Genomic DNA, 24,288 nt, shown 5'->3' on the forward strand with positions numbered 1-24,288 from the left:
AAAGTGCTTCGTTCAGTTACGTATTGCTCATCAGGTTTTCGGCCCGATCCTTTTCACTGTTTTTTAAGTTTCACCAGAAGTCGGTCTGCCGGGATTTTCTGGCGTGGCGCCGTGCAACTGATAGGACAAGTCTCCACATGCCGTCCGTAGAGATGCAGAAAACGCTCAGGCGAAGAGCTCAAATTGCGGCGTAGGGGAGACTCCAGGTAGGCACAGAATGGCGCCGGGTTGACGCTACGCAGGCGTTTGTAGACCTCCCAGGGCACCCCTGCCTCTGCATCGAAACGCTGGGCAAGTTGACGATAGCGATCACCCTCGGGTCATAGCGCTGGATGCGCTGAAAAGCATCATGGTGAGCACTCTCCGTCAGGTTGAGCGGATATCCGTCGGCGAAAGGGCTCGGATGTAATGACGTTTGAGGTCTGCTCAATTCATCGACCAGCCGATCCCAGTTCTCTCCAGTTTTGCCGCATCTACCCACAAGCCAGGAGTTCTCAAAGCGATGATCGATGACCTACGCCCGTCGTAGATGCGATAACCATCTCCGGCGAGGCCATCGGTATCATCCGCCAATACCGGCGGCTTTTCGAAACGGCGCGCCAGATCGTAGGAAAACCAGCCGATGGCCCCACCTGTGAAGGGCAGATCAGTGTCGGGAGGCTGCTGCTTAGGCGCAAGATAACGATAGAGCAGTTGCAACGGATCCTGGCTGGAAACCGTGGAATCGTTGCGGGTATTTATCTCTGTCTTCTCCCCACGCGTTACCAGTCTCACGGTGGGATCGGCGGCGAGGATATCGTAACGCCCCTGAGACGTCATTGGATAGGCGCTGTCGAGAAAGACCGGCCAGGGGAGATCGCGGATCGACTCGAACAGCCGCGCACTGTCCCTGAAAAATGGCAGGCGTTGAATTCGAAGTGTCATGGGGGAGTGAACCGTATGCAACCGTAGGCCGGTTCAAGCTTGCGGAACCGGCAAACATCGTTTGCCGTAGCGAGTGATTTGCCTGATCCGCTACGCTTGATCATGCCTACGTCCCCCTCCCGGCAGGGAAAGGTGGATTTAGCCAGATCAGACCTCGAAGGGGTGACGACGAATGATCGTCTCTTTGCGGTCGGGTCCGGTAGAGATGATATCGATCGGGGTATCACACAACGCCTCAACCTTAGCCAGGTAGTTGCGCGCCGCCACGGGCAACGCCGCAAAATCTGTAACACCGACCGTCGACTCAGTCCATCCCGGCATTTCGATATAGACCGGTTCACACTCTTCAAAACGATCCGCGCCCACCGGCGGCGTTGTTACCTCTTCGCCGCCCAGTTGGTAGGCGACGCAGATCTTGATCGTCTCCATACCGTCCAGCACATCGAGTTTGGTGATGCAGATGCCGGTGACACTGTTGATGTCGAGGGAGCGCTTCAGGGCGACAACATCGAGCCAGCCGCAACGGCGCTTACGTCCAGTCGTAGCGCCAAATTCGTGCCCCTTGACGCCGAGGTGCTCACCATCGTCATCAAACAGCTCCGTCGGAAAGGGGCCTGCACCAACACGGGTGGTATAAGCCTTGACGATGCCCAACACATAGTCGATGTAACGTGGACCGACGCCGGTGCCGGAAGCGGCACCACCGGCAGTGGTGTTCGATGAAGTCACATAGGGATAGGTACCGTGATCGATATCCAGCAGAGCGCCCTGGGCACCCTCGAACATCACGCTCTTACCTTCACGCCGCATCTGATGCAGGGTGCCGGTAACATCCTCTACCATAGGCTTGAGCCTCTCTGCCTGAGAGAGCAGGGTATCAAGCACCTGCTGATGGTCGACGGTCTCGTACTCAAAAAGATTCTTCAGCGCAAAGTTATGGTAGTCCATCACCTCACGCAGACGGTTGGCGATATGGTCGGCATCGAAGATCTCGCCCAGACGTATGCCACGACGAGAGACCTTGTCCTCGTAGGCGGGGCCGATACCGCGACCGGTGGTGCCGATCGCCTTCTTGCCGCGCGCCTTTTCCCGGGCCACGTCGAGAGAGACGTGGTAGGGCAGAATCAGTGGGCAGGATTCAGATATGCCCATGCGGGAGGCAGCCGGAATACCGCCTGCTTCCAGCATATCGACCTCATTCAGAAACGCATCGGGGGAGAGCACCACACCATTGCCCACCAGGCAGCGGACATTTTCACGCAGAATACCGGAGGGAATCAGATGAAGCACCGTCTGTTTACCATCGATCACCAGTGTATGACCCGCGTTATGGCCACCCTGAAATCGCACGACGGCTGACGCCTTGTCGGTGAGCAGATCGACGACTTTGCCCTTGCCTTCATCACCCCATTGGGTACCGATAATTACGACATTTTTGCCCATGGCTGTTCTCAATCAAACCTAGTAACCGGGTTTTTATACCCGCAAATCACTCACCGGAAAACCACTTCGGTTATTCCGACCATACAACCCCAGAGTCTCAAAAGACCGAGAGTAATTCTCTAAATTAGTGCCTATCCGAAAACCCATAACTAACCACAAAGAACACGAAGAGCACTAAGGTAAGAGCTCGATCAACAAAAAATTTCCTTCGTGTACTTCGTGCGTTTCGTGGTTAAAATAGTGTTTCCGACCCTTACCGGCTAAGCCGGGTGTAGTTCCCAGCTATCCCCTTCCAAACGCAGCTCTTCGCTGCAGCCCATCTCCCTGGCTCCACCCTGCTGTCCGGGCAGGGCGCAGATAACGCGTCGTCCCGCCGCCCGCAGAAAGGTAATCTTCTCTTGCAGTACCAGGTCCCCGGACCAGGGCGCAAAGATCGCAGGCTCATCCAGAATGTCCCTCTCCTGAGCCGCCATCAGCATCAATGTCTTGAGATCGGTGCTGAATCCTGTTGCAGGCCGCGCCCTGCCGAAGACCTTGCCGATATCATCGTAACGACCGCCTCGGGCAATCTCTTTGCCGCGCTCAGGCACGAAGGCGGCAAACACCACCCCGGTATGAAAATGGTAACCACGAAGCTCAGCCAGATCGAAATGCACCGGGACATTGGGCAGCCAGACCGCGATCTGTTCCGCCATTTTGGTAAGATAAGCCAAGGCTTCGCGCACCGGCTCATCCGCCGCCTGCAAGACTTCAGCCGCCTCGGCAAGTGCACCATCACCGTTGAGCTCAGCCAGCTTGGAGAGCATGGCGGCGTGGCTTTCGTCCAGCTCGAAGGTGTGCAGCAACTCATTGATTTCCGGCAACGCCTTGCGCTGCAAGACATCAAACAGTGCGGCCTCCTGATGTTTGTTCAATCCCGCTTGTCTGGCCAGACCGTTGAATATGCCGACGTGGCCGAGATCGAGATAGACGCTCTGCACCCCGGTCATCTCCAGGGTCTTCATCATCAAACGCAGGATCTCGATATCGCTCTCGACGCCGGCATGGCCGTATAGCTCGGCACCAATCTGCAACGGGCTGCGGGTACCGGCAAAGCCATCACTGCGGGTGTGCAGGACAGTACCCAGATAGCAGAGTCTGTTCGGTTCGTCACTGCTGAAATGGTGGGCATCCATGCGCGCCGCCTGAGGCGTGATATCGGCGCGCACCCCCATCATACGGCCGCTCAACTGGTCGGTGAGCTTGAAGGTCTGCAGATCGAGATCGCTGCCGGTACCGGTCAGCAGGGAGTCGAGAAAATCGACAAACGGCGGGATAACGAACGCATAGCCCCAGCTATGGTACAGATCCAGCAGTTCCCGGCGCTTGCGCTCAATAACGCCCGCCTCCGGGGGGAGTACCTCTTCAATGCCGTCAGGCAGTATCCAGCGCTCGTTTTCCATCGGTTTCGTCAATTTACCAGATAGAGCAGGGCTACACCGCAGAGCATGCTGATAAAGCCGCTGACCCGCAGGGAACGATTCTCCTGCTGTGCGATGGCCGCCATCATTCTACGCATGCCGTCCGGACTGATAAAAGGCCAAATACCTTCGATTACCAGCAGCAAGGCCAGTGCAACCCACAAATCGTGCCACATCTCTTTTCCATAAAAAAACCGGGATCATCCCGGTCCTGTCTGGCGATCCACTGCATCTTCTCAGTGGATCGCCGTTATTGTCCCAAAGCCAGAGAGTCTTGTCTATTCCCCCTGGCGGTTCTTGAGGTAGCGGAAAAAATCAGAATCCGGTTGCAATATCATCACATCGGATCGGTTATTGAAGCTCTTCTTATAGGCATTCAGGCTGCGATAGAAGGCATAGAACTCGGGATCCTGCTGATAGGCCTTGGCATAGATCTCTGCCGCCTTACCATCACCCTTGCCTCGCAACTGCTCCGCTTCACGAAAGGCATCGGCAACTATGACCACCCGTTCCCGATCCGCTTCGGCACGGATTTTCTCCGATGCCTCGCCACCCTTTGCCCGCAGATCCCTGGCCACCCGCTCGCGTTCGGCGCGCATACGCTCATAGACAGATTCACTCACTTCCGGCGGCAAGTCGATCTGCTTGACGCGCACATCGAGGATCTCGACCCCCAACTCTGCCGCCTTGGCATCCGAATCCTTGGTCAGAAGCGCCATGATCTCCGCACGATCACCGGAGATAACCTCCTGAATGGTCCGTTTGCCAAACTCATCACGCAGACTGGTATTGATGCGTTCCGCCAGCAGACGAGAGGTCTTGGCATCGCTGCCACCGGTAGAGCGGTAAAACTGCGCCACATTGGAGATACGCCACTTGGCGAAGGAGTCGACGATAACGTCTTTCTTCTCGATGGTCAGAAAACGCTCGGGACGGGCATCCAGGGTCTGAATACGGCCGTCGAATTTCTTCACGTTGTTCAACACCGGCACCATCCAGTGCAGACCCGGCTCATAGTCGCTGTCGACGATCTCACCCAATCGCAACTTGAGCGCCATCTCCCACTGGTTGATAACGAATGTCGAAGCGTAAACAGCGACGGCAACCACGGCAATCAGCGGAATCAACAATTTACTGTTCTTCATTAACGCACCCTCCTGCCACGGCTCTGGTCATAGGCTTGTGTTGTCGGCGCCTGATTTCTGGCCGTCTCAGGCGTGTAACCGCCACGACCGCTGGATTGATAGCCAGTGTCGGTCCCACCCATCATCTTGTCCAACGGCAGATACATCAGGCTGTTGCCCTCTTTGGTATCCAGCATGACCTTGCTGCTTTGACTGAGTACGGTTTCAACCGCGTCGATGTAGAGACGTTCCCGGGTAACCCTGGGCGCCTTTTCATACTCTTTCAGTACTGCCAGAAAGCGGCTGACCTCACCTTCCGCCTCGGCGATGACCCGGTCTCGATAGGCTTTACCATCCGCTATCTGTCGTGCCGCTTCACCACGTGCCTGCGGCACGATCTCGTTGGCATATGCCTCCGCCTTGTTTTCCAGCCGTTCCTTGTCCTCGCGGGCCTTGATAGCATCATCGAAGGCGCTCTTCACCTGCTCCGGCGGCTTGGCCGGTTGGGTATTCACACTGGTGATCTCCAAACCGGTCTTATAGAAGACAAGCATCGCTTTCGCTTTGGCTTTAATGTCAGCTGCAACTTTGCTGCGCCCTTCGGTCATGATGAAATCGAGATCACTTTTGCCGATGACTTCGCGCACCGATGTCTCAATGGCATCGCGGATGGTCTTCTCCGGGTTCTGATCCTGGAACAGATAGTCACCCGCGTCCTGGATACGGGACTGAACAGTCAGCTCGACATCCACGATATTCTCATCACGCGTCAGCATCGTCGCCTTATGCCGGAATGAGGTAATCTGATCGACATTGACCTTGTAGACCTCTTCAATCGGATAGGGGAGATGCCAGTGAGGTCCCGGTTCAGTCGTCTCGGAATAAGCGCCAAAACGCAAGATCACGCCACGTTCCGCCGGTTCGATGATGTAGATGCTGGTGGCCATCCATATCAGCAGCAGGACCAGAGCAATCGCCCCGATACCAATACCGCCGGGGAGACTGAACCCACCGCCGGAATCCGAGCCGTTGGACTTGCCGCCCCCACCGCCAAACATGCCACCGAACTTGTCCTGAAGCTTCTTTACCACTTCATCCAGATCCGGTGGACCCTGGTCGCCACTTTTACCGCTCCAGGGATCTTTATTACCACCACCCGGTTCATTCCAGGCCATCGGCCACTCCAAATATATCAGTAGAAAAACGTTCGCCACACTCTGTTCCAGACAGAGTGTCTGAAACCCTTACATCGGGGCGAAATAAAATAAATTCAAGACGACAGCTTATGAAATCAGGAAAAAAACAGCTACAGGCCACTTCCACCGATACTCATACCTACCACACACTTCAATCGTCAGGCTGGCATTCTACCAGCCTGACGGACCTAGGGGAACGAATACAATTATGTTTGAATCCGTGATTCGAACAGGGGTTCTTCCTTCAGAAGACGTGAAAACTCCCGCTTTGCGATAGAAAACTCCATCTCCCAACCACCAGCATCGGTGCCAATTTCCAACAAAACCTCGGCACGTTGGTGGAGTATTTTGCCGCGCCCTTCGGTCATGATGAAATCGAGATCACTTTTTGCCGATGACTTCAGCACCGATGTCTCAATGGCATCGCCGGATGGTATTCTCCGGGTTCTGATCCTGGAACAGATGGTTACCGCGTCCACCGGATACGGGACTGAACCGTCATCGACATCCACGATGTCTCATCCGTAAACATCGTCATATGCCGGAATGAGGTAATCTGATCGACATTGACCTTGTAGACCTCTTCAATCGGATAGGGGAGATGCCAGTGAGGTCCCGGTTGAGTCGTCTCGGAATAAGCGCCAAAACGCAAGATCACGCCACGTTCAGCCGGTTCGATGATGTAGATGCCGGTGGCCATCCATATCAGCAGCAGGACCAGAGCAATCGCCCCGATACCAATACCGCCGGGAAGACTGATCCCACCGCCGGAATCCGAGCCGTTGGACTTACCGCCCCCACCGCCAAACATGCCGCCAAACTTCTCCTGAAGCTTCTTTACCACTTCATCCAGATCCGGCGGACCCTGGCCGCCACCTTTACCGCCCCAGGGATCCTTATTTCCACCACCCGGTTCATTCCAGGCCATCGGCCACTCCCAATATATCAGTAGAAAAACGTTCGCCACACTCTGTTCCAGACAGAGTGTCTGAAACCCTTACATCGGGGCGAAATAAAATAAATTCAAGGTGATAGTTTATGAAATCAGGAAAAAAACAGCTACAGGCCACTTCCACCGATACTCATACCTACCACACACTTCAATCGTCAGGCTGGCATTCTACCAGCCTGACGGCCCTAGGGGAACGAATACAACTATGTTTGAATCCGTGATTCGAACAGGGGCTCTTCCTTCAGAAGACGTGAAAACTCCCGCTTTGCGATAGAAAACTCCATCTCCCAACCACCAGCATCGGTGCCAATTTCCAACAAAACCTCGGCACGTTGGTGGAGTATTGCATGCAGGCGTCCATCCCCTGCATTGAGCACCACCCGTTGCTGTACATGCGCTTGCCTGAAAGATTCAGCCAGTACCTGTAACAGCAGATCAAGCCCCGCGCCGGTCTTGGCAGAGAGCCAAACCCGCAGCACATTTCCTTCGTCGTCGCGATCGATGCGAGGCGTCACACTCTCCAACAGATCGATTTTGTTGTATATTTCGATCTGCCTGATCTCATCGGCACCAATCTGCTGCAATACGTCATTCACTTCGGTCAGACACATATCCCGCTGATGGCTGGCAGCATCCACCACATGGAGCAGTAATGAAGCCTCCGTCGTCTCCTGCAAAGTGGATTTGAAGGCCGCAACCAGATCGTGGGGCAGGTTACTGATAAACCCCACGGTATCCGCCAGCACAATGGAACCTTCCCCCTTCAGATCCAGTCGCCGCAGCGTCGGGTCGAGGGTGGCGAATAGCTGGTCCGCTACATAGACACCCGATCCCACCAGGGTGTTGAAGAGGGTGGACTTTCCCGCATTGGTATAACCTACCAGCGAAACCGTGGGAATGTCGGCCCGCGCCCGCCCACGTCGCCCCTGAGCCCGCTGGGATTCCACACGAGCCAGCCGCCGGTTGATCTGGTCAATGCGCTGATTGAGCAATCGCCGATCTGTCTCAAGTTGCGTTTCACCCGGTCCGCGCAGACCGATACCGCCCTTCTGCCGTTCCAGGTGGGTCCAGCCCCGAACCAGTCGCGTTGAGAGATGCCGCAGCTGGGCCAGCTCGACTTGCAGCTTGCCTTCGAATGAACGGGCGCGTTGGGCAAAGATATCGAGAATCAGACCTGTCCGGTCCACCACACGGCAGCCGAACTCCCGTTCGAGATTTCTTTCCTGACTGGGAGAGAGGGTGTGGTTGAAGATAACCAACTCGGCGTTGGTCCCCGCCACGGCATCTTTGATCTCATCCCCTTTGCCGCGGCCGACAAACAGACGGGGATCCGGGCTGCGCCGACTGCCGGTGATAAATTCCACCGGATCAGCACCAGCGGAAACGGCCAGCTCAGTGAACTCGTCGATTTCATCGGGATCACTTACACCACCCAGATCGATGTGCACCAGAACGGCGCGTTCTCCGGACTTGGGACGTTCAAACATAAACGGCGGATACAGACCTTACGGTGTGATATATGGCCTGGAGGAAGAACCGGGCAATCACCTCAAAACAGCCTGCCCGGCCTTTTTTTCGTGTAGAAAAAATCAAAAATTACCCACAGGCGACGCCGACTCGTCTTCTTGCGTTGTGTCGTTGTGCTGGATGCGAATGTTCCTTGCAGGGACCACCGTCGAAATGGCATGTTTGTAGACCATCTGGCTCACGCTGTTCTTGAGTAGCACGACAAACTGGTCAAAGGATTCGATCTGCCCCTGGAGCTTGATGCCATTCACCAGAAAAATGGAGACCGGTACTCGTTCTTTCCGCAGTGCGTTCAAAAAAGGGTCTTGTAAACTTTGCCCTTTGGACATCACAGTTCTCCTTGTTATCTTGTAATAATCTTTGAATAGCCGAAGAGATCAACAATCACCACGGATCATCCCGCTGGTAAAAATAACACACTAACAGAAACAACCACTATCCGGACGATACTGCTGTGTGTCCCCCCATACAGCGAAATTGTAGCACATCGGGAAACAAGCAAATTCGCTACCGCTGTTTCAGTCCGGATTGTTTCAGAAACGGCTAATCAACCGAAGAATCAAAGCCTCCCTCGATCCTCTGGATGGTGAAACCTATTCGCTCTCAGATTGAGTCACAGTCACAGTGACTTCCGCCCTTTCACGCAGATCCTTTACAAGGTCCTCGAAGGACTGCCTTCCGTAATAATTGCTCAAAGTGCGTTTTTCCTGGGCGATTCGCGCCTGGTCAAGCGAATCCACCGAGCCTTCCACGACTGCAGACAGACTAAAGACAGCGAAATCGCCATCACCAAGCCGGGTTACACCCGACACAACCTCGCCCGGTGCAGGTTTAGGCGTACGAAACACCTGGGCCAGCAATTTTAACGGAACCTCTGTACCGCGCCTTTTCACAGCACCGGGTTTCGTAAGCTCAAATTCACCAGCCACGGCATCGATCGGCTCTCCAGCCTTCAATCGTCCGACACGCTTCTCCGCCTCTGCTTTCGCCAGCTTCTCGGCCTGCTCATTGCGGACTGCAGCAACAATCGTTGCCTTCACCTCATCAAGCGCCCGATAAGCGGCCTCTTTGTGATCAAGAACGCGCAGCACCACCGACTGATTCTGGTCCAGTTCAATCAGCTCACTATTGTTGTGTTCGTTCAGAACATCCTCGCTGAATGCGGCACCAAGCAGTTTAGGAAAAGCGAGTATACCGGCCCCACCCTCACGACCGATCCAATCACTCTGCTTGATATCCAGCCCAAGCGTGTTTGACGCAGGTTCCAGACTGCCGGGATCTTCATAGCTGAGGTCGGCAAGCCGCTCTGCATACTCATAATAGATACGCTCCGCCTCACCCCGCTTATAAGCCTTGGTAACCTCATCCCTGACCTCTTCAAAAGATTTAACATCACCCGCCTTGATACCGGTGAGTTTAATCAGATGAAAACCGAAGGCACTGCGCACAGGCGCGCTTAACTCTCCATCCTGCAATGCATAGGTGGCCGTTTCGAAAGCGGGATCCATGATGCCTTTGCCGAAAAAGCCGAGATCACCGCCATTGGCCGCAGAGCCGGGATCCTGTGATGCACTCTTTGCCAATTCAGCAAAATCTTCACCCTGCTCAGCACGCGCTTTCAACGCTTCAATTTTCTTACGGGCTGCGTCGACTTCGCTCTCGTCACCAGACGCCCCAACCAGTACCAGGATATGGCTGGCGCGACGCTGTTCGGGACGACCGTAATTCTCCAGATGATCGTCGTAATAGCCGTGCAAGACCGCTTCATCCGCCTCGATCGTCGCACTGAGGGAGTCTGCGTCGAGCAATATATATTCGAGCTTTACCTGTTCAGGGACGCGATAATTCTGCTGATGTTTTTCGTAGTAAGCCTGGACAGATGCATCGGAGATAGCTTCATCCGAGGCGAATTTCGCCCAAGGCACCGCAAAAAAGGCAAATTCGCGAGCCTGATCCTGCAAACGAATCTTCTCTTTAAGTTCGAAGTCGGTAACAAATGCGGTGCCATTGACCGCTTGTGATAACTGCTCCGAAAGCAGAATGCGACGGATTCGCTCTTCGAATCCCGCTGCGCTGGTACCCTGCAGTCTCACAGCCCGCTCGAAGGTCTCCTGGTCAAAGCGGCCGCTCTTCTGGAACGTGGGCATGCCGAGAATCGCCGACCTTACCAGCCGATCACCCGCACGAAGTCCCATATCGTAGGATGCCTGCAGGATGACCTCGCTGCGGATCATCTCCTGCAGCACTTCCTTACGCATACGCGCATCGTCGAACAGTTCCGGGCGGTAAGCGGCGCCAAGACGCTGACGCAAATCCTGACGGAAATTTTGGTAACGGCTATTGAGTGCACGGTCGGTGATCTCCTTACCATTAACAGTGGCCACTACCGGCTCGGCGCCGACACCCAGGTACTCCTGGATACCCCAAAGTGCGAAAGGAATACTAATAAGAATGACGATGCCCCAGGCAAACCAGCCCTGAGCCTTATCCCTAATTGCCTGTAACATATTGGCTTATCGTTGAATGCTTGAGTGGATACAAAAACGGGGTATCAGATGATACCCCGCGTTCGCTTCGATATTGGCGGAGCGGACGGGACTCGAACCCGCGACCACCGGCGTGACAGGCCGGTATTCTAACCAACTGAACTACCGCTCCAGATATGGTGGGTGCTGAGGGGATCGAACCCCCGACCCTCGCCTTGTAAGGGCGATGCTCTCCCAGCTGAGCTAAGCACCCCAAGTGAAGGCGCGCTAGTTTACGGCATCTTTCAATGCTTTACCAGCCTTGAAAGAAGGAATGTTAGATGCCTTGATCTGAATGGTCTCACCTGTCTGTGGGTTGCGGCCCTGACGCGCAGCGCGCGCCTTCACAGAGAAGGTACCAAACCCAATCAGAGAGACCTGATCACCACTCTTCATGGCTCCGGTAACGGCATCAACCATGCCATCCAGCGCACGACCTGCCGCTGCTTTGGAAATATCAGCGGCATCCGCCATAGCATCTATCAATTCGGCTTTGTTCATTAATCGTTTCCCCTTTGGCTGACTCCGGGTTACACCGTCGTCGAAAAATATTCTGTTATGACTCCTTACCTGGAGCATGCAATCGCCGGGATTTTATACCGGCTGCTCATTGGCCTGTCAAGCAACAGGAACCGCTTTATAACCACGGTTCCCGCTTAATTTGGCCAAGTTTAGTGTTTTGTCAGGTCAGCGCCCTTTTTTTGCGCATTTTTTTCGTTGACCGCACCCTTCCCAGCCACGGGCGCCTCCTCTCGATTCAGCGGCTTGGGCATCTCTGTCAACGCTATCTGCAGCACCTCTTCGATCCAGCGAACCGGCTTGATCTCAAGATTCTGCTTAATATTCTTCGGCATCTCCACCAGATCCCGCTCATTCTCATGCGGAATAATCACCGTGGTGATACCGCCACGAAGCGCCGCCAGCAGCTTTTCCTTCAACCCACCAATGGGTAGCACTTCACCGCGCAGAGTGATCTCGCCGGTCATCGCCACATCGGCTCGTACCGGGATTCGGGTCAATGCGGACACCAGCGAAGTGCACATCCCAACACCCGCACTGGGACCATCCTTTGGCGTCGCCCCTTCCGGAACATGGATATGCACATCGTACTTCTGGTGAAAATCAGGCTCAAGCCCCAGACCGTCTGCCCGGCTGCGGACGACCGTCATAGCCGCCTGTATCGACTCCTGCATCACTTCGCCCAGCTGTCCGGTGTGACTGAGCCGCCCCTTACCGGGCATCAGCGCTGCCTCAAGTTGCAGTAGCTCACCGCCCACTTCAGTCCATGCAAGCCCTGTGACCTGACCGATTTCATCGTGTTCATCCTTGCGTCCATAGCGAAAACGCTGGACGCCGAGATACTGCTCCAACCGTTTAGGCGTGACTGTGATCTTACCTTTAGGCTTCTTCAGCAGAATCTCCTTCACCACCTTGCGGCAGATCTTGGCAATCTCTCGCTCCAGGTTACGCACGCCCGCCTCACGGGTGTAGTAACGCACGATATCACGAATGGCACTCTCTCTAATCACCACCTCATCAGGTTTGAGGCCATTGTTCTCCATCTGTTTATCGACCAGATAACGTTCGGCAATATTGACCTTCTCGTCTTCGGTATAGCCGGAGAGACGAATCACCTCCATTCTGTCCAACAGCGCCGGCGGGAGATTCAGGGTATTGGCCGTTGCCACGAACATCACCTCGGAAAGATCGAAATCAACTTCGAGGTAGTGGTCGTTGAAGGTATGGTTCTGCTCAGGATCCAGCACCTCGAGCAGCGCCGACGCCGGGTCGCCCCGGAAATCCTGCGCCATCTTATCGATCTCGTCGAGCAGAAAGAGCGGATTGCGGGTTTTTACTTTGCTCAGGTTGTTGATGATCTTGCCCGGCAAGGCGCCGATATAGGTGCGCCGGTGACCACGAATTTCGGCTTCATCCCGCACACCGCCCAGCGCCATGCGGGTGAATTTACGATTGGTGGCACGGGCGATGGACTGTCCCAGCGACGTCTTGCCTACACCGGGAGGTCCGACCAGACACAAGATTGGCCCTTTCAATTTGCGTACACGCTGCTGTACCGCCAGATACTCTAAAATACGCTCCTTGACCTTTTTCAGTCCGTAGTGATCCTCTTCCAACACACTCTCGGCAGCGTCGAGATCGTTACGAATCTTGGAGCGTTTTTTCCAGGGCAACCCAACCAGGGTATCGATGTAGTTGCGAACCACGGTAGCTTCCGCCGACATGGGCGACATCAGCTTGAGTTTGTTCAATTCGGCCTGGGCCTTGCTCTTGGCCTCTTTGGTCATCCCGACAGACTCGATCTTTTTGGCGAGATCCTCGATCTCATTGGGCGCCTCATCCAGATCACCCAACTCTTTCTGGATCGCCTTCATCTGTTCGTTCAGATAGTACTCGCGCTGGTTCTTCTCCATCTGGCGCTTGACGCGACCACGGATGCGCTTTTCCATCTGCAGAATATCGTTCTCGCCCTCCATCAGGCCCATCAGATGTTCCAGACGCACACGCACGTCCGCCATCTCCAGGACCTGCTGTTTCTCTTCCAGCTTCAACGACATATGCGCCGCAATCGTATCCGCCAGGCGACTGGGGTCGTCGATGCCGGTCAGGGAGGTCAACACCTCTGGCGGCACCTTTTTATTGAGCTTCACATATTGATCGAAAAGGCTGGTGGCTGATCGCATCAGCACCTCGGTCTCCCGGGCATCCAATTCCAGGGCGTCTCCAAGGGTCTCGAGTTCAGCGGTGAAATACTCTTCGGTATCGACAAACCGGATGATCCCGGCGCGCGCTCCCCCTTCGACCAGGACCTTAACCGTACCGTCGGGAAGTTTAAGCAGTTGCAGGATATTCGCCAGGGTGCCAATACCGTACATGTCATCGATACCGGGATCGTCCACATCGGCGCTCTTCTGGGCAGCCAGCAGAATCTGCTTGTTACTGGCCATGGCAGCATCCAGCGCCTGGATCGATTTATCACGCCCCACAAAGAGTGGGATCACCATGTGGGGGTATACAACGACATCCCGCAGCGGCAGGACAGGGACACTATTCATAGGACCTTCGATCATTGCTGAACTCTTCTGTTCTTGACCCATAACGGCTCTATTCCTCTACGACCAATGCGTAACAAAGGGTCGTCTGGTTAAATATTGGTATAAATCTTGGGCGGCGCAACAACGGCCCACCCATAGAAGGCTCTCCTGCCTTTGATTTTTATATCCCTGATACGCAAATAGCCTAATGTTTGCAACTAAAATACAGGGAGATCAGTCGGCTGAACAGACCGGAGTTATCCCGATGCATGTTCAGGAGGGTTGGGGCTGCCGGGCAGAACTTCAAGGCCTGCCCGGCAAAAAATGAGGATTCCGTGAATGCCGATTGGATTTGGCCCGAAAAGAGGAGTCTCAGTCAGAAGAGGCGGCGATCCGTTGCTGCTTTCCACTCTCGTAGAGCATCAACGGCTCGGACTCACCGGTTATCACTGACTCATCCACCACGACCTTGGTCACTTCATCCATGGAGGGCAGATCATACATGGTGTCGAGCAATACCTGTTCGAGGATGGTACGCAATCCCCGGGCGCCTGTCTTTCGGGCCATCGCCCTGCGGGCGATGGCAGTCAGGGCATCCTCCCGAATCTCAAGTTCACAGCCCTCCATTTCGAACAGCTTGCCGTACTGTTTGGTCAAGGCATTCTTGGGTTCAGTGAGAATCCTGACCAGTGACTCTTCATCCAGTTCCTGGAGTGTGGCAACCACCGGCAACCGTCCCACAAACTCGGGGATCAAACCATACTTGATCAGGTCTTCCGGCTCTACATCGACGATGATTTCACCAATCGAACGACTCTCATCCTTACTGCGCACCTCGGCTGAAAAGCCAATACCGCCTTTTTCGGAGCGATCTCGGATCACCTTCTCCAGGCCGGAAAATGCGCCGCCGACAATAAACAGAATATTGGACGTGTCGACCTGCAGAAACTCCTGCTGGGGATGCTTGCGCCCACCCTGAGGAGGCACCGAGGCAACGGTTCCCTCGATCAACTTCAACAACGCCTGCTGCACACCTTCGCCGGAGACATCGCGGGTAATCGAAGGGTTGTCCGATTTACGGGAGATCTTGTCGATTTCATCGATATAGACAATGCCTGTCTGGGCCTTCTCCACATCGTAATCGCATTTCTGCAGCAGTTTCTGGATGATATTTTCGACATCCTCACCCACATAACCCGCCTCTGTCAGCGTGGTTGCATCTGCGATGGTAAAGGGAACATTCAGCAGTCTTGCCAAGGTCTCGGCCAGCAACGTCTTGCCTGAACCGGTGGGGCCGATCAGCAGGATATTGGACTTGGCCAGCTCGATGTCGCTGTCCTTACCAATGGACTCCAACCGCTTGTAGTGGTTGTAGACCGCCACGGCGAGGACTTTTTTGGCGCGGCCCTGCCCGATCACATATTGTTCGAGGGTTTCATTGATATCATGGGGTTTCGGCAGCTTGTCAGAGGCTTTTTCACCAACCTCCTGCATCTCCTCGCGGATGATGTCGTTGCAGAGATCCACGCACTCATCGCAGATGAAAACCGAAGGACCTGCTATCAACTTCCGTACTTCATGCTGACTTTTGCCGCAAAATGAGCAATACAGCAGCTTGCCGTCGTCATTTTTGCCGTTGTTGTCACCACTCATATCACTCTATCTCCTGCGAGGACACCCTGCTTTGTCTTCAAAGCCAGTCATTCCAATCTTATCCTACTACACCCTTTTAACAAGCCCTCGGATCTTGTAACAGGGCTAGTCGTGTATTTCAGCCTTTATCTATTCAAATTGGCATCAAGGTCCGGTTTTCAAGCCATCCAGGCAATCAAGCGTCACTCTTCAGCCTGTCTGGAACGATCCTCCAGCACATGGTCGATCAACCCATAGGCCACCGCATCTTCTCCACCCAGAAAATTGTCGCGATCAGTGTCGTCGGCAATCTGCTGCAACGACTGGCCTGTGTGTGTGGACATGATGGTGTTCAGACGCTCGCGCAGCAGCAGGATCTCTTTGGCATGGATCTCGATATCCGTAGCCTGACCCTGGAAACCACCCAGCGGCTGATGAATCATCATGCGTGAATTGGGCAGACAGTGACGTTTGCCTTTAGCGCCACCCGTCAACAGCAGCGCACCCATACTGGCGGACTGGCCGATGCACATGGTGCTCACATCCGGCTTGATAAACTGCATGGTGTCGTAGATCGACAGTCCCGCAGTCACCGAGCCGCCTGGTGAATTGATGTAGAGGTGAATATCCTTGTCGGGATTCTCCGATTCCAAAAAGAGCAACTGAGCCACCACCAGGTTGGCCATGTAGTCTTCGATAGGCCCCACCAGAAAGATCACCCGCTCCTTGAGGAGCCTGGAGTAGATATCGTACGAGCGCTCACCGCGCGCCGTCTGTTCGACAACGATCGGCACCAACCCCAGATTCTGCGTTTCAAGACCACCCATGTGGTGTTTATCGGTCATATCACCTGATTCCTTTAGCCCTATCGGAAAATCTTAGCTTACTTGTCAACTCAGCCGAATTACTCCAACCACCCGATTCTGGCGGCGGAACAACCCCACTTTTCGCCTCAGCCCTCGTCGGTCAGGGCAGAAAACGAGGTGTTTTCATCTTCGACCTGGGCGTTTTCCAGCACCCAGTCAACCACCTGATCCTCCAGCACCACATTCTGCACCGCAGCCAACTGCTCGTGGTTGGCATAGTAGTGCTCGACTACCTCTTCAGGCTTTTCATAGCTGGCCGCATACTCCTCAATGGTCCTGCGAACACGATCGGCGTCCAGTTGTATCTCATTCTGCTTGATAATCTCTGCAATCAGCAGCCCCAGGATCACCCGCCGTTTCGCCTGCTCCTCGAACATCTCACGGGGCAGCTCCATGGAGGAACCCGGCACACCGGTGGACATGCGGTTGCGGGTCTGTTCCTGCAACGCGGTTATCTCCTCGTCGACCAGCGCCACCGGCACCTCAGTACCATTGCTTGCCACCAGCAGATCCATGGCCTGACTCTTGATTCGGGCCTTGATGCGCTGGTCGAGTTCGCGCTCCATGTTCTCCCGAATATCGCTCTTCAACTTCTCGACGCCCTCTTCGGAGCCAAACTCCTTGGCAAAATCGTCATTCACCTCAGGCAGCTCTGCTGCAGCCACTTCGTTGACTTCCACCTCGAAGGTTACCGGCTTTCCGGCCAACTCTTCCACCCGGTAATCTTCAGGGAATTTGAGTTCCAGGGTGAGGTTGCCGCCCTTTTCCACACCGACGAGGCCACTCTCGAAGCCATCGATCATGGAGTTGGAGCCCAGTATCAGAGGCACATCATCAGCACTGCCACCTTCAAAGGCCTCTCCGTCCAAGATGCCCTTGAAGTCGATCTTTACCTGATCGCCATCAGCGGCGGCCCGTTCGACCGGATTCCAGGTGATGCGCTGGCCCCGCAGTTTTTCGATCATCCCATCCACGTCGCTGTCGACCACATTCGCAACCGGTCGCTTGAGGATACCCTCTACCTTCGGCGAGTCGATCACCGGCATGACTTCCAGCGTTGCGACGTAGGAGAAGACACTCTCATCATCGGAGGTTTTCGGTTCGATCTTGGGCTGACCGGCAGGGTTCAGACCCTCCTGGAGGATCGCATCCCTGTAACTGGTCTCAATCAGTTCACCATACACTTCCTGCAGCACATGACTGCCATACTGGCGACGCAGCATACCCATCGGCACCTTACCTGGACGAAAACCATCCACCTTGGCAGTCCGGCCGATCTGTTTCAGGCGCTTGGTCACCTCCTGTTCAACCTGTTCAGCAGGCAGTTCCACGGTTACTCGCCGCTCGAAACCTTCACCCGATTCAACCGAAACTTGCATCTATCTCTTCTCCTGCAGACTGAACTGCCAATGATTTTCAAAACAGTTGGGTAATGACAACGTCACACCGCCGGCCGGGTTCCCGATTAAAGGCACACGACTCCCGGATCAGCGGCAGGACTGAATTTGGTGCGAAAGGGGAGACTTGAACTCCCACGGGTTGCCCCACTGGAACCTAAATCCAGCGCGTCTGCCAATTCCGCCACTTCCGCATTTTTCCAGTAATGGAATTTCCAACCGTTCATTATACCGACAGAACCAATAAGTCTCCAACCATGATTCAGCACTACCCTCTTGTCGTTTTCGGTTCCATCCCCAACCAGCGCGCCGATTACTGCGACACCTGTCAATAGTGTCTATCCAGAAACATCGATATTTCTCTCGCAGAGACGCAAAGACGCAAAGGAAGCATTAATTGTCCCTTATTAACAATGCGTTATATCTTTGCGATCTCCGCGCCTTGGCGAGAGTCGTTGTCTTTGGACGGACACTATTTAGGGGGAAGCTGTACAGTCAATGCGAATTTTCTAATAATGGCAGGCGGTTTGAGTCGTATTCGAGAGTTCGCCATTTTGCACCGGCACAACCCTATCCGCTTTCTGCTGATCCTGTCGCTCCCCGCGTTCAGCGCCCCTGCGTGGGCCATGCAATCCACCTCCGCAGAAAACCTTGCGTTTCAGTGGCCTGGATTGGCCGCCATCGCTATTTTCATCCTTGCCATTGTCGCGGTGACCTTCGAAGAGTTCATCGACATGCGAAAATCCAAGCCCATGCTGCTGTCGGCAGGGCTCATCTGGGGACTCATTGGCTGGAGCGAGGTATACCTGGGCCTTGCCCACGGTGCCGAGGCAGCGGTGCGGGACTATCTGCTCAAGTACGCTGAGCTGATGCTGTTTCTGCTGGTGGTGATGACCTACATCAACGCCATGAACGAACGCCGGGTGTTTGCCGCCCTGCGAACCTGGGTGGCCGGACACGGTTTCAGCTATCGCTCACTCTTCTGGTTGACCGGCCTCACCACCTTCGTCCTCTCCCCACTGCTCGATAATCTGAGCACCGCTCTGCTGATGGGCGCAGTGGTCTTTGCCCTCGGGCGCGAGGAGACCCGTTTCACCTCGCTTGCCTGTGTCAATGTGGTGGTGGCAGCCAACGCCGGCGGCGTCTTCAGCCCTTTTGGCGATCTCACCACCCTGGTGATCTGGCAGCACCAGATCATCACCAGTCAGGGGCCGCTCGATTTCTGGTCCTTCTACAACCTGCTGATCCCGTCGCTGACTGGATATCTGCTGACCGCCGCCCTTCTCTATCGTGCCGTCCCGCATGGCACACCCAAAAGCAGAGTCGAAAAAATAGAGATGCTCCGGGGCGGCACTGTGATTCTGTTGTTATTTCTGCTCACCATCGCCACCAGCGTGACTTTTGAAACCCTGCTGCAACTGCCACCGGTCATCGGCATGATGACCGGACTCGCCTATCTGCAGTTTTTCGGCTACTACCTCAAAAAGACCCACAACGACGAGGAACACACCGGTGAGGAGGAGTGGATCGGCGGTCCGCTACCCAGTTTGAAGAAAACACCGTTCGACGTTTTTCAGCGCATATCGCGCGCTGAATGGGACGCCATCCTGTTCCTCTACGGTATCGCGCTCAGCGTGGGGGGACTTGCCTATATCGGCTGGCTCTCGATGGCCGAGGCCGTGATGTATGGCCAGTGGGGCACAGACGTGGCCAATCTGATGGTCGGCCTCTATTCCGCCGTGGTGGAAAACACCCCGACGATGTTCGCGGTACTGGCGATGAATCCGCAAATGGCGCTCGGAGACTGGCTCACCGTTACCCTCACCACAGGCATCGGCGGCAGCCTGCTCTCCATAGGCTCAGCGGCCGGGATCGCGCTGATGGGACAGTCCTACGGACGTTACACTTTTTTCGCCCACCTGCGCTGGACACCTGCGATAATGCTGGGTTTCTGCGTCTCTGTGCTGTGCCATTACTGGATCAACAGCGCTCTGTTTTAAGGGGATTATCAACCGCCCCGGATGTAGGCCCGATCAAGCGTAGCGGATCGGGCATTCAGGCTTGTGCGAAACACTTCCCGCCGGTTCCGCTGCGCTTGAACCGGCCTACGTTTGCCAATTTAAACAGGCACCTGGAGGCCGTCGACTCGCTGAAAACCTCTCGGCAACTTGTTGCCGCGCCGCCCCCGCTCTCCCTGATAGCGGTCCAGATCAGCAGGTTTGAGGGTGATATGGCGTTTCCCGGCACAAACCTTGAGGTGCCCGTCCTCCGGCACCACTGTGAGCGCCACGACAAACTCCTGCCGCGCTTCCACACGCTTGCCTGGAATAGCGATAATCTTGTTTCCCTTGCCTCGTGAGAGTTCCGGCAGTTCGGCAACAGGAAAAACCAGCATGCGGCCTTCGTTGGTCACGGCGACCACCCGGTCTGTCGCAGGATCCCCCAACGTCACCGGCGGCAACACTCTCGCCCCCTTGGGCAGGGTGAGCATCGACTTACCCGCCCTATTCTTGGCAAACATGGCTTTCATCTGGACCCGAAAACCGTATCCCGCATCGGATGCCAGCAGATACCAAACCTTGGGATCTCCGCCCAACACGGCGGAAAACACCGATCCACCCGGAGGAGAGAAACGCCCCGTCAGTGGCTCGCCCTGACTACGGGCGGAAGGCAGCGTATGCGCCAGAAGAGAGTAACTGCGACCACTGGAGTCGATGAAGATGGCAGACTGATTACTGCGCAACCGAACGGAGGCAAGGTAACTGTCCCCTGCCTTGTAGTTGAGTCCGGCCGGATCGATATCGTGTCCTTTGGCAGCTCGTCCCCACCCTTTCTCCGAAAGGATCACGGTCACCGGCTCACTGGGCGTCAGTTCTGTTTCATCCAGCGCTTCCGCCGTTTCGCGTTCGACGATGGGAGAGCGCCGCTCGTCGCCATATTTTTCAGCGTCGGCCTGGATCTCCTTGCGAATCAGGGTACGCAGGCGCTGCTTGGAGTTCAGTGTCTTTTCCAACCACTCCCGCTCAGTCTCCAGCGCCTCCTGCTCTCCGCGGATCTTGATCTCCTCCAGCTTCGCCAAGTGGCGCAGGCGCAGATTGAGGATCGCCTCGGCCTGGCGGTCGGAGAGACCGAAACGGCTTTTCAACTCCGCCTTGGGATCATCTTCATGGCGGATAATCGCAATCACCTCATCGATATTGAGGTAGGCGATCATCAAGCCTTCAAGGATGTGCAGGCGATCCAGCACCTGATCCAGACGGTACTGCAGACGCCGTGTGACAGTTGCTGTACGGAATGCCAGCCACTCCGCCAGCAGGGTGCGGAGATCCTTCACCGCCGGCCGCCCGTTGGTGCCGATCAGATTGACATTGACCCGGTAGGTGCGCTCCAGATCAGTGGTGGCGAAGAGGTGGGACATCAGACGCGGCACGTCGACCCGGTTCGAACGGGGCATGATCACCAACCGGGTGGGGTTTTCATGATCCGACTCATCCCGCAGATCCTCCACCATCGGCAGCTTTTTCGTCTGCATCTGATGGGCGATCTGCTCCATGATGCGCGAGCCGGATACCTGATGCGGCAGTGCGGTAACAATGATATCGCCATGTTCCAGCTCGAACCGGGCACGCATGCGAATCGATCCGTTGCCGGTCTCATACATCTTGCGCAGGTCTGCCGGTGGGGTAATGATCTCCGCATCGGTGGGATAGTCCGGCCCTTTGATATAGACCATCAGATCCTCAAGGGTCGCCTTCGGCGTCTCCAGCAGATGGATGCAGGCGCTGGCAACCTCCCGCAAATTGTGCGGTGGGATATCGGTCGCCATACCCACTGCGATACCGGACGCGCCGTTCAGCAGCACGTTGGGCAGACGCGCGGGCAGCAACGAGGGTTCTTTCAACGTGCCGTCAAAATTGGGTTCCCACTCCACGGTTCCCTGACCCAGCTCCGCAAGCAACACCTGGGCATAGGGTGTGAGGCGCGATTCCGTATAGCGCATTGCGGCGAAAGACTTGGGGTCATCCGGCGAACCCCAGTTGCCCTGACCGTCCACCAGCGGGTAGCGATAGGAAAAATTCTGCGCCATCAGCACCATCGCTTCGTAGCAGGCGCTGTCACCGTGGGGATGAAACTTGCCAAGCACGTCGCCCACGGTACGGGCGGATTTTTTGAACTTTGCGGTGGCACTCAGACCGAGTTCCGACATTGCATAGACGATGCGCCGCTGCACCGGCTTGAGGCCGTCACCAATGTGTGGCAGTGCGCGGTCGAGAATGACGTACATGGAGTAGTCCAGATACGCCTTTTCGGTAAAGTCGCCGAGGGGGACCTGTTCCACGCCCTCGAGTGTTGAATCGATGGTGTCGCTCATAGAGGCAATTCAGTTGCGGGCATATCCGCCCAAAAATTGCCTGAAGATAATACGGAAAGTGACGCGCTTAGGGAATATGTAACGCTTGACCCGGCCGCAAAAGCGGACGGACCGCGGCAAGCAGCAACGACGGCAGCAACCATCCCCCCAATCCCAGCCAGAAACCGGCATTCGACAGCGCGAGTTCCCCCAACATCAGGCCTAATCCAGAGAGCAGCAGCGCCGCCGCGCCGACATAGAGCAGACCATTGATCCAGCCCTCTGAAATACGATGGCTATCCAGAGCAAAGCGATAGATTCCGACCAGAGAAGTGATAGCGAGGTACCAACCAACAGCCAGCAGCGCGAGATAGAACAACCCCGGTTCGCCACCAATCTGCCGGGAGAGATGAAAAGCGACCTGCGCTGCGGTAAAGAGAAAGAAGAGCGCTCCGTAGCGGACATAGGGAACCGGCGAACGCTTCAACCATTCGGGATAGCGCTGCAACAGATAACCGAAAAACGGAAGTGGCGCGACGCCGAACAACAGATTGAGACGCAGCCAGACAGACACAGTCTCACTCAGCAGGTAGTCTCCAGCGGCCAACAGCAGAAAAACCACACTGGCGCTGCCCAGGAGCCGCAGAGGCGTTCGGGTCAGCCATTGCCAAATCCTGGATTTAGGCCGGGCGTTGGCAGAATTTTTCGAGAGTACGGTGATACACATGGGCGGCTAACGGGAGATCTTCAAAATCGAGCCTCATTCGATCACCCCACTCGATGAACCGCCATGATAAATATCAACGGTTCGTCTCAGGGCTGGAGACATAGACATGACTCTGAGGATGGAACGCCGTCCAGGCAAACCAGAAAGTTGATACAGCAGGCACCAGGTCACCTTGAAGATCCTCCACCCAGGCAGAACGGCTCTGACGATCATAACTGACAATGTAGTCGCTCCCGGCAAAATGATCCGTGACCCGCCCACCGGCCTTGTCCAATTCGGAGAAGGGATAGGCCTTCCAGACACCATCGACCTCCAGCCCGATTACACGGGCCTTGGGATGATAGCGTGGATCGGGATTGGCAACCGGAAAATAGAGACCCTCATCATTCTCATAACCCGCATAGGGATCAACCCCATAGCTCCGGAGATAACCGGTATCCTCTGAAAGCACCAGGGTTTCGGGATGCCGTTCCAACCAGCGCCCCCAAGTCGTATGCTCCAGGGCCAGCATCTTCAACCGGCTCCCCTTTTTCTTCCCGGATACCGCCTGATGTTTCAACTGCGACCAGAGAGATTCAGTTTCACGGTCATAGAGCAGCACGTCGCTATTGTAGAGCAGACCAGAGACGCCAAAATGCAAAACACCGCCCCCCATCCTGGCGGAATAGGCCACCCCGCTACCGCACAAGGGACAATAGGTAATCACCACCGGTTCATTACCAATCTGATCATTGACGATCTCATGCCAATTGAGAATCGAAACGGGATAGGCCTTGCTCACCCCGTTTCGGCTGATACCCAGCACCCGCATCTCCGACCGGAGATTCACCGCCTCGTCTGCACGTTGAAATCGGGGATTATCGATAGCGGGGATACCATCCTTTGCCGGACCACCATGATAGATTTCATCGACCGGTATCAGCGCATCCTTCAGATCGAAGCCATTATTTTCGCTACCTGAACATTGAGTCAGTATGAGCAGACCCAACGCAAACAGGATCACAGAGGTTTGTTTTATCGATACCGGACCGGCCATTGAAATGAAGACGCTCTATCTTATTTGGAATATATAGAGATACGCCGGTGGGATACTGGTGGATTCATAAAGAGA

At 55.3% G+C, this 24,288-nt stretch carries 20 protein-coding genes, 3 tRNA genes and 1 pseudogene; 1 reads left to right on the top strand and 23 read right to left on the bottom strand.

Translation table 11 applies throughout. From position 1 onward, the window contains the following. Positions 1-53: 53 nt before the first annotated feature. The 20 genes and pseudogenes from G9Q73_RS20390 to G9Q73_RS06480 form a co-directional block, all read right to left on the bottom strand. Positions 54-284 (bottom strand): annotated as a pseudogene (locus G9Q73_RS20390) (chorismate-binding protein); the annotation flags it as partial. Positions 285-426: 142 nt separating this feature from the next. Further along, positions 427-924, bottom strand: a complete 498-nt coding sequence (locus tag G9Q73_RS06390) for a hypothetical protein (RefSeq protein ID WP_177419053.1) — start codon at positions 922-924, stop codon at positions 427-429. Positions 925-1,071: 147 nt separating this feature from the next. Continuing rightward, positions 1,072-2,367, bottom strand: coding sequence for an adenylosuccinate synthase (locus G9Q73_RS06395; protein ID WP_177419054.1), 1,296 nt, complete (start codon positions 2,365-2,367; stop codon positions 1,072-1,074). A gap of 260 nt (positions 2,368-2,627) precedes the next feature. Next, complete coding sequence (locus G9Q73_RS06400) at positions 2,628-3,809, bottom strand: ATP phosphoribosyltransferase regulatory subunit (RefSeq protein WP_177419055.1); 1,182 nt, start codon at positions 3,807-3,809, stop codon at positions 2,628-2,630. A gap of 8 nt (positions 3,810-3,817) precedes the next feature. After that, entirely contained in the window at positions 3,818-4,003 is a 186-nt protein-coding gene (locus G9Q73_RS06405) for a DUF2065 domain-containing protein (protein WP_177419056.1), read from the bottom strand. 102 nt (positions 4,004-4,105) lie between these two features. Next, the gene (gene hflC / locus G9Q73_RS06410) at positions 4,106-4,972 is read right to left on the bottom strand and encodes a protease modulator HflC (RefSeq protein WP_177419057.1); all 867 of its coding nucleotides are present in this window, start codon (positions 4,970-4,972) and stop codon (positions 4,106-4,108) included. Further along, positions 4,972-6,126 carry an FtsH protease activity modulator HflK gene (gene hflK, locus G9Q73_RS06415; RefSeq protein WP_177419058.1) on the bottom strand — a complete coding sequence of 385 codons (1,155 nt, stop codon included), beginning with the start codon at positions 6,124-6,126 and terminating at the stop codon, positions 4,972-4,974. Before hflK ends, hflC begins: the two co-directional genes overlap by 1 nt. A 227-nt stretch (positions 6,127-6,353) precedes the next feature. Continuing rightward, positions 6,354-6,554, bottom strand: coding sequence for a hypothetical protein (locus G9Q73_RS06420; RefSeq protein ID WP_177419059.1), 201 nt, complete (start codon positions 6,552-6,554; stop codon positions 6,354-6,356). A gap of 59 nt (positions 6,555-6,613) precedes the next feature. Beyond that, positions 6,614-7,075, bottom strand: a complete 462-nt coding sequence (locus G9Q73_RS06425; RefSeq protein WP_304956564.1) for a protease modulator HflK — start codon at positions 7,073-7,075, stop codon at positions 6,614-6,616. A gap of 227 nt (positions 7,076-7,302) precedes the next feature. Further along, positions 7,303-8,586, bottom strand: coding sequence for a ribosome rescue GTPase HflX (hflX, locus tag G9Q73_RS06430; protein ID WP_177419060.1), 1,284 nt, complete (start codon positions 8,584-8,586; stop codon positions 7,303-7,305). Positions 8,587-8,688: 102 nt separating this feature from the next. Then, positions 8,689-8,955, bottom strand: a complete 267-nt coding sequence (gene hfq, locus G9Q73_RS06435; RefSeq protein ID WP_177419061.1) for an RNA chaperone Hfq — start codon at positions 8,953-8,955, stop codon at positions 8,689-8,691. A 264-nt stretch (positions 8,956-9,219) separates the two neighbouring features. Then, positions 9,220-11,133, bottom strand: a complete 1,914-nt coding sequence (locus tag G9Q73_RS06440) for a SurA N-terminal domain-containing protein (protein WP_177419062.1) — start codon at positions 11,131-11,133, stop codon at positions 9,220-9,222. Positions 11,134-11,207: 74 nt separating this feature from the next. Next, positions 11,208-11,284 (bottom strand) — tRNA-Asp (locus G9Q73_RS06445). A 5-nt stretch (positions 11,285-11,289) separates the two neighbouring features. Continuing rightward, positions 11,290-11,365, bottom strand: a tRNA-Val gene (locus G9Q73_RS06450). Between the two features lie 14 nt (positions 11,366-11,379). Then, entirely contained in the window at positions 11,380-11,730 is a 351-nt protein-coding gene (locus tag G9Q73_RS06455) for an HU family DNA-binding protein (RefSeq protein ID WP_500814663.1), read from the bottom strand. Between the two features lie 92 nt (positions 11,731-11,822). Continuing rightward, entirely contained in the window at positions 11,823-14,267 is a 2,445-nt protein-coding gene (gene lon, locus G9Q73_RS06460) for an endopeptidase La (RefSeq protein ID WP_246345075.1), read from the bottom strand. Between the two features lie 309 nt (positions 14,268-14,576). Continuing rightward, the gene (gene clpX, locus G9Q73_RS06465; protein WP_177419065.1) at positions 14,577-15,857 is read right to left on the bottom strand and encodes an ATP-dependent Clp protease ATP-binding subunit ClpX; all 1,281 of its coding nucleotides are present in this window, start codon (positions 15,855-15,857) and stop codon (positions 14,577-14,579) included. Positions 15,858-16,039: 182 nt separating this feature from the next. Next, positions 16,040-16,681, bottom strand: a complete 642-nt coding sequence (gene clpP, locus G9Q73_RS06470) for an ATP-dependent Clp endopeptidase proteolytic subunit ClpP (protein WP_281397565.1) — start codon at positions 16,679-16,681, stop codon at positions 16,040-16,042. 107 nt (positions 16,682-16,788) lie between these two features. Further along, complete coding sequence (gene tig / locus G9Q73_RS06475) at positions 16,789-18,081, bottom strand: trigger factor (RefSeq protein WP_177419066.1); 1,293 nt, start codon at positions 18,079-18,081, stop codon at positions 16,789-16,791. Between the two features lie 127 nt (positions 18,082-18,208). After that, a tRNA-Leu gene (locus tag G9Q73_RS06480) sits at positions 18,209-18,293 on the bottom strand. Between the two features lie 333 nt (positions 18,294-18,626). On the opposite strand from G9Q73_RS06480, the gene nhaD reads away from it, so the two are divergent. Further along, positions 18,627-20,099: a sodium:proton antiporter NhaD gene (nhaD, locus tag G9Q73_RS06485; RefSeq protein ID WP_246345077.1), complete on the top strand. Its 1,473-nt coding sequence runs from the start codon at positions 18,627-18,629 to the stop codon at positions 20,097-20,099. Positions 20,100-20,218: 119 nt separating this feature from the next. On the opposite strand, the gene parC is transcribed toward nhaD, so the two are convergent. The 3 genes from parC to G9Q73_RS06500 all read right to left on the bottom strand — a co-directional run bounded on the left by parC (position 20,219) and on the right by G9Q73_RS06500 (position 24,180). Further along, positions 20,219-22,471, bottom strand: a complete 2,253-nt coding sequence (gene parC, locus G9Q73_RS06490; RefSeq protein WP_177419068.1) for a DNA topoisomerase IV subunit A — start codon at positions 22,469-22,471, stop codon at positions 20,219-20,221. Between the two features lie 67 nt (positions 22,472-22,538). Then, positions 22,539-23,177, bottom strand: coding sequence for an NnrS family protein (locus G9Q73_RS06495; RefSeq protein ID WP_177419069.1), 639 nt, complete (start codon positions 23,175-23,177; stop codon positions 22,539-22,541). Positions 23,178-23,250: 73 nt separating this feature from the next. Beyond that, complete coding sequence (locus G9Q73_RS06500; protein ID WP_369408851.1) at positions 23,251-24,180, bottom strand: DUF3179 domain-containing protein; 930 nt, start codon at positions 24,178-24,180, stop codon at positions 23,251-23,253. Between the last annotated feature and the right edge of the window lie 108 nt (positions 24,181-24,288).

The organism is endosymbiont of Lamellibrachia barhami, from assembly GCF_011947365.2.
Lineage (GTDB): Bacteria > Pseudomonadota > Gammaproteobacteria > Chromatiales > Chromatiaceae > QGON01.

Excerpts from the sequence above, each read along its gene's own strand:
- parC (WP_177419068.1), bottom strand. The coding sequence starts at position 22,471 with ATGAGCGACACCATCGATTCAACACTCGAGGGCGTGGAACAGGTCCCC.
- tig (WP_177419066.1), bottom strand. The coding sequence starts at position 18,081 with ATGCAAGTTTCGGTTGAATCGGGTGAAGGTTTCGAGCGGCGAGTAACC.
- hflX (WP_177419060.1), bottom strand. The coding sequence starts at position 8,586 with ATGTTTGAACGTCCCAAGTCCGGAGAACGCGCCGTTCTGGTGCACATC.
- G9Q73_RS06400 (WP_177419055.1), bottom strand. The coding sequence starts at position 3,809 with ATGGAAAACGAGCGCTGGATACTGCCTGACGGCATTGAAGAGGTACTC.
- clpX (WP_177419065.1), bottom strand. The coding sequence starts at position 15,857 with ATGAGTGGTGACAACAACGGCAAAAATGACGACGGCAAGCTGCTGTAT.
- G9Q73_RS06425 (WP_304956564.1), bottom strand. The coding sequence starts at position 7,075 with ATGGCCTGGAATGAACCGGGTGGTGGAAATAAGGATCCCTGGGGCGGT.
- hflK (WP_177419058.1), bottom strand. The coding sequence starts at position 6,126 with ATGGCCTGGAATGAACCGGGTGGTGGTAATAAAGATCCCTGGAGCGGT.
- G9Q73_RS06455 (WP_500814663.1), bottom strand. The coding sequence starts at position 11,730 with ATGCTCCAGGTAAGGAGTCATAACAGAATATTTTTCGACGACGGTGTA.
- hflC (WP_177419057.1), bottom strand. The coding sequence starts at position 4,972 with ATGAAGAACAGTAAATTGTTGATTCCGCTGATTGCCGTGGTTGCCGTC.
- G9Q73_RS06495 (WP_177419069.1), bottom strand. The coding sequence starts at position 23,177 with ATGTGTATCACCGTACTCTCGAAAAATTCTGCCAACGCCCGGCCTAAA.
- G9Q73_RS06440 (WP_177419062.1), bottom strand. The coding sequence starts at position 11,133 with ATGTTACAGGCAATTAGGGATAAGGCTCAGGGCTGGTTTGCCTGGGGC.
- lon (WP_246345075.1), bottom strand. The coding sequence starts at position 14,267 with ATGGGTCAAGAACAGAAGAGTTCAGCAATGATCGAAGGTCCTATGAAT.
- hfq (WP_177419061.1), bottom strand. The coding sequence starts at position 8,955 with ATGTCCAAAGGGCAAAGTTTACAAGACCCTTTTTTGAACGCACTGCGG.
- clpP (WP_281397565.1), bottom strand. The coding sequence starts at position 16,681 with ATGACCGATAAACACCACATGGGTGGTCTTGAAACGCAGAATCTGGGG.
- G9Q73_RS06395 (WP_177419054.1), bottom strand. The coding sequence starts at position 2,367 with ATGGGCAAAAATGTCGTAATTATCGGTACCCAATGGGGTGATGAAGGC.
- G9Q73_RS06390 (WP_177419053.1), bottom strand. The coding sequence starts at position 924 with ATGACACTTCGAATTCAACGCCTGCCATTTTTCAGGGACAGTGCGCGG.
- G9Q73_RS06405 (WP_177419056.1), bottom strand. The coding sequence starts at position 4,003 with ATGTGGCACGATTTGTGGGTTGCACTGGCCTTGCTGCTGGTAATCGAA.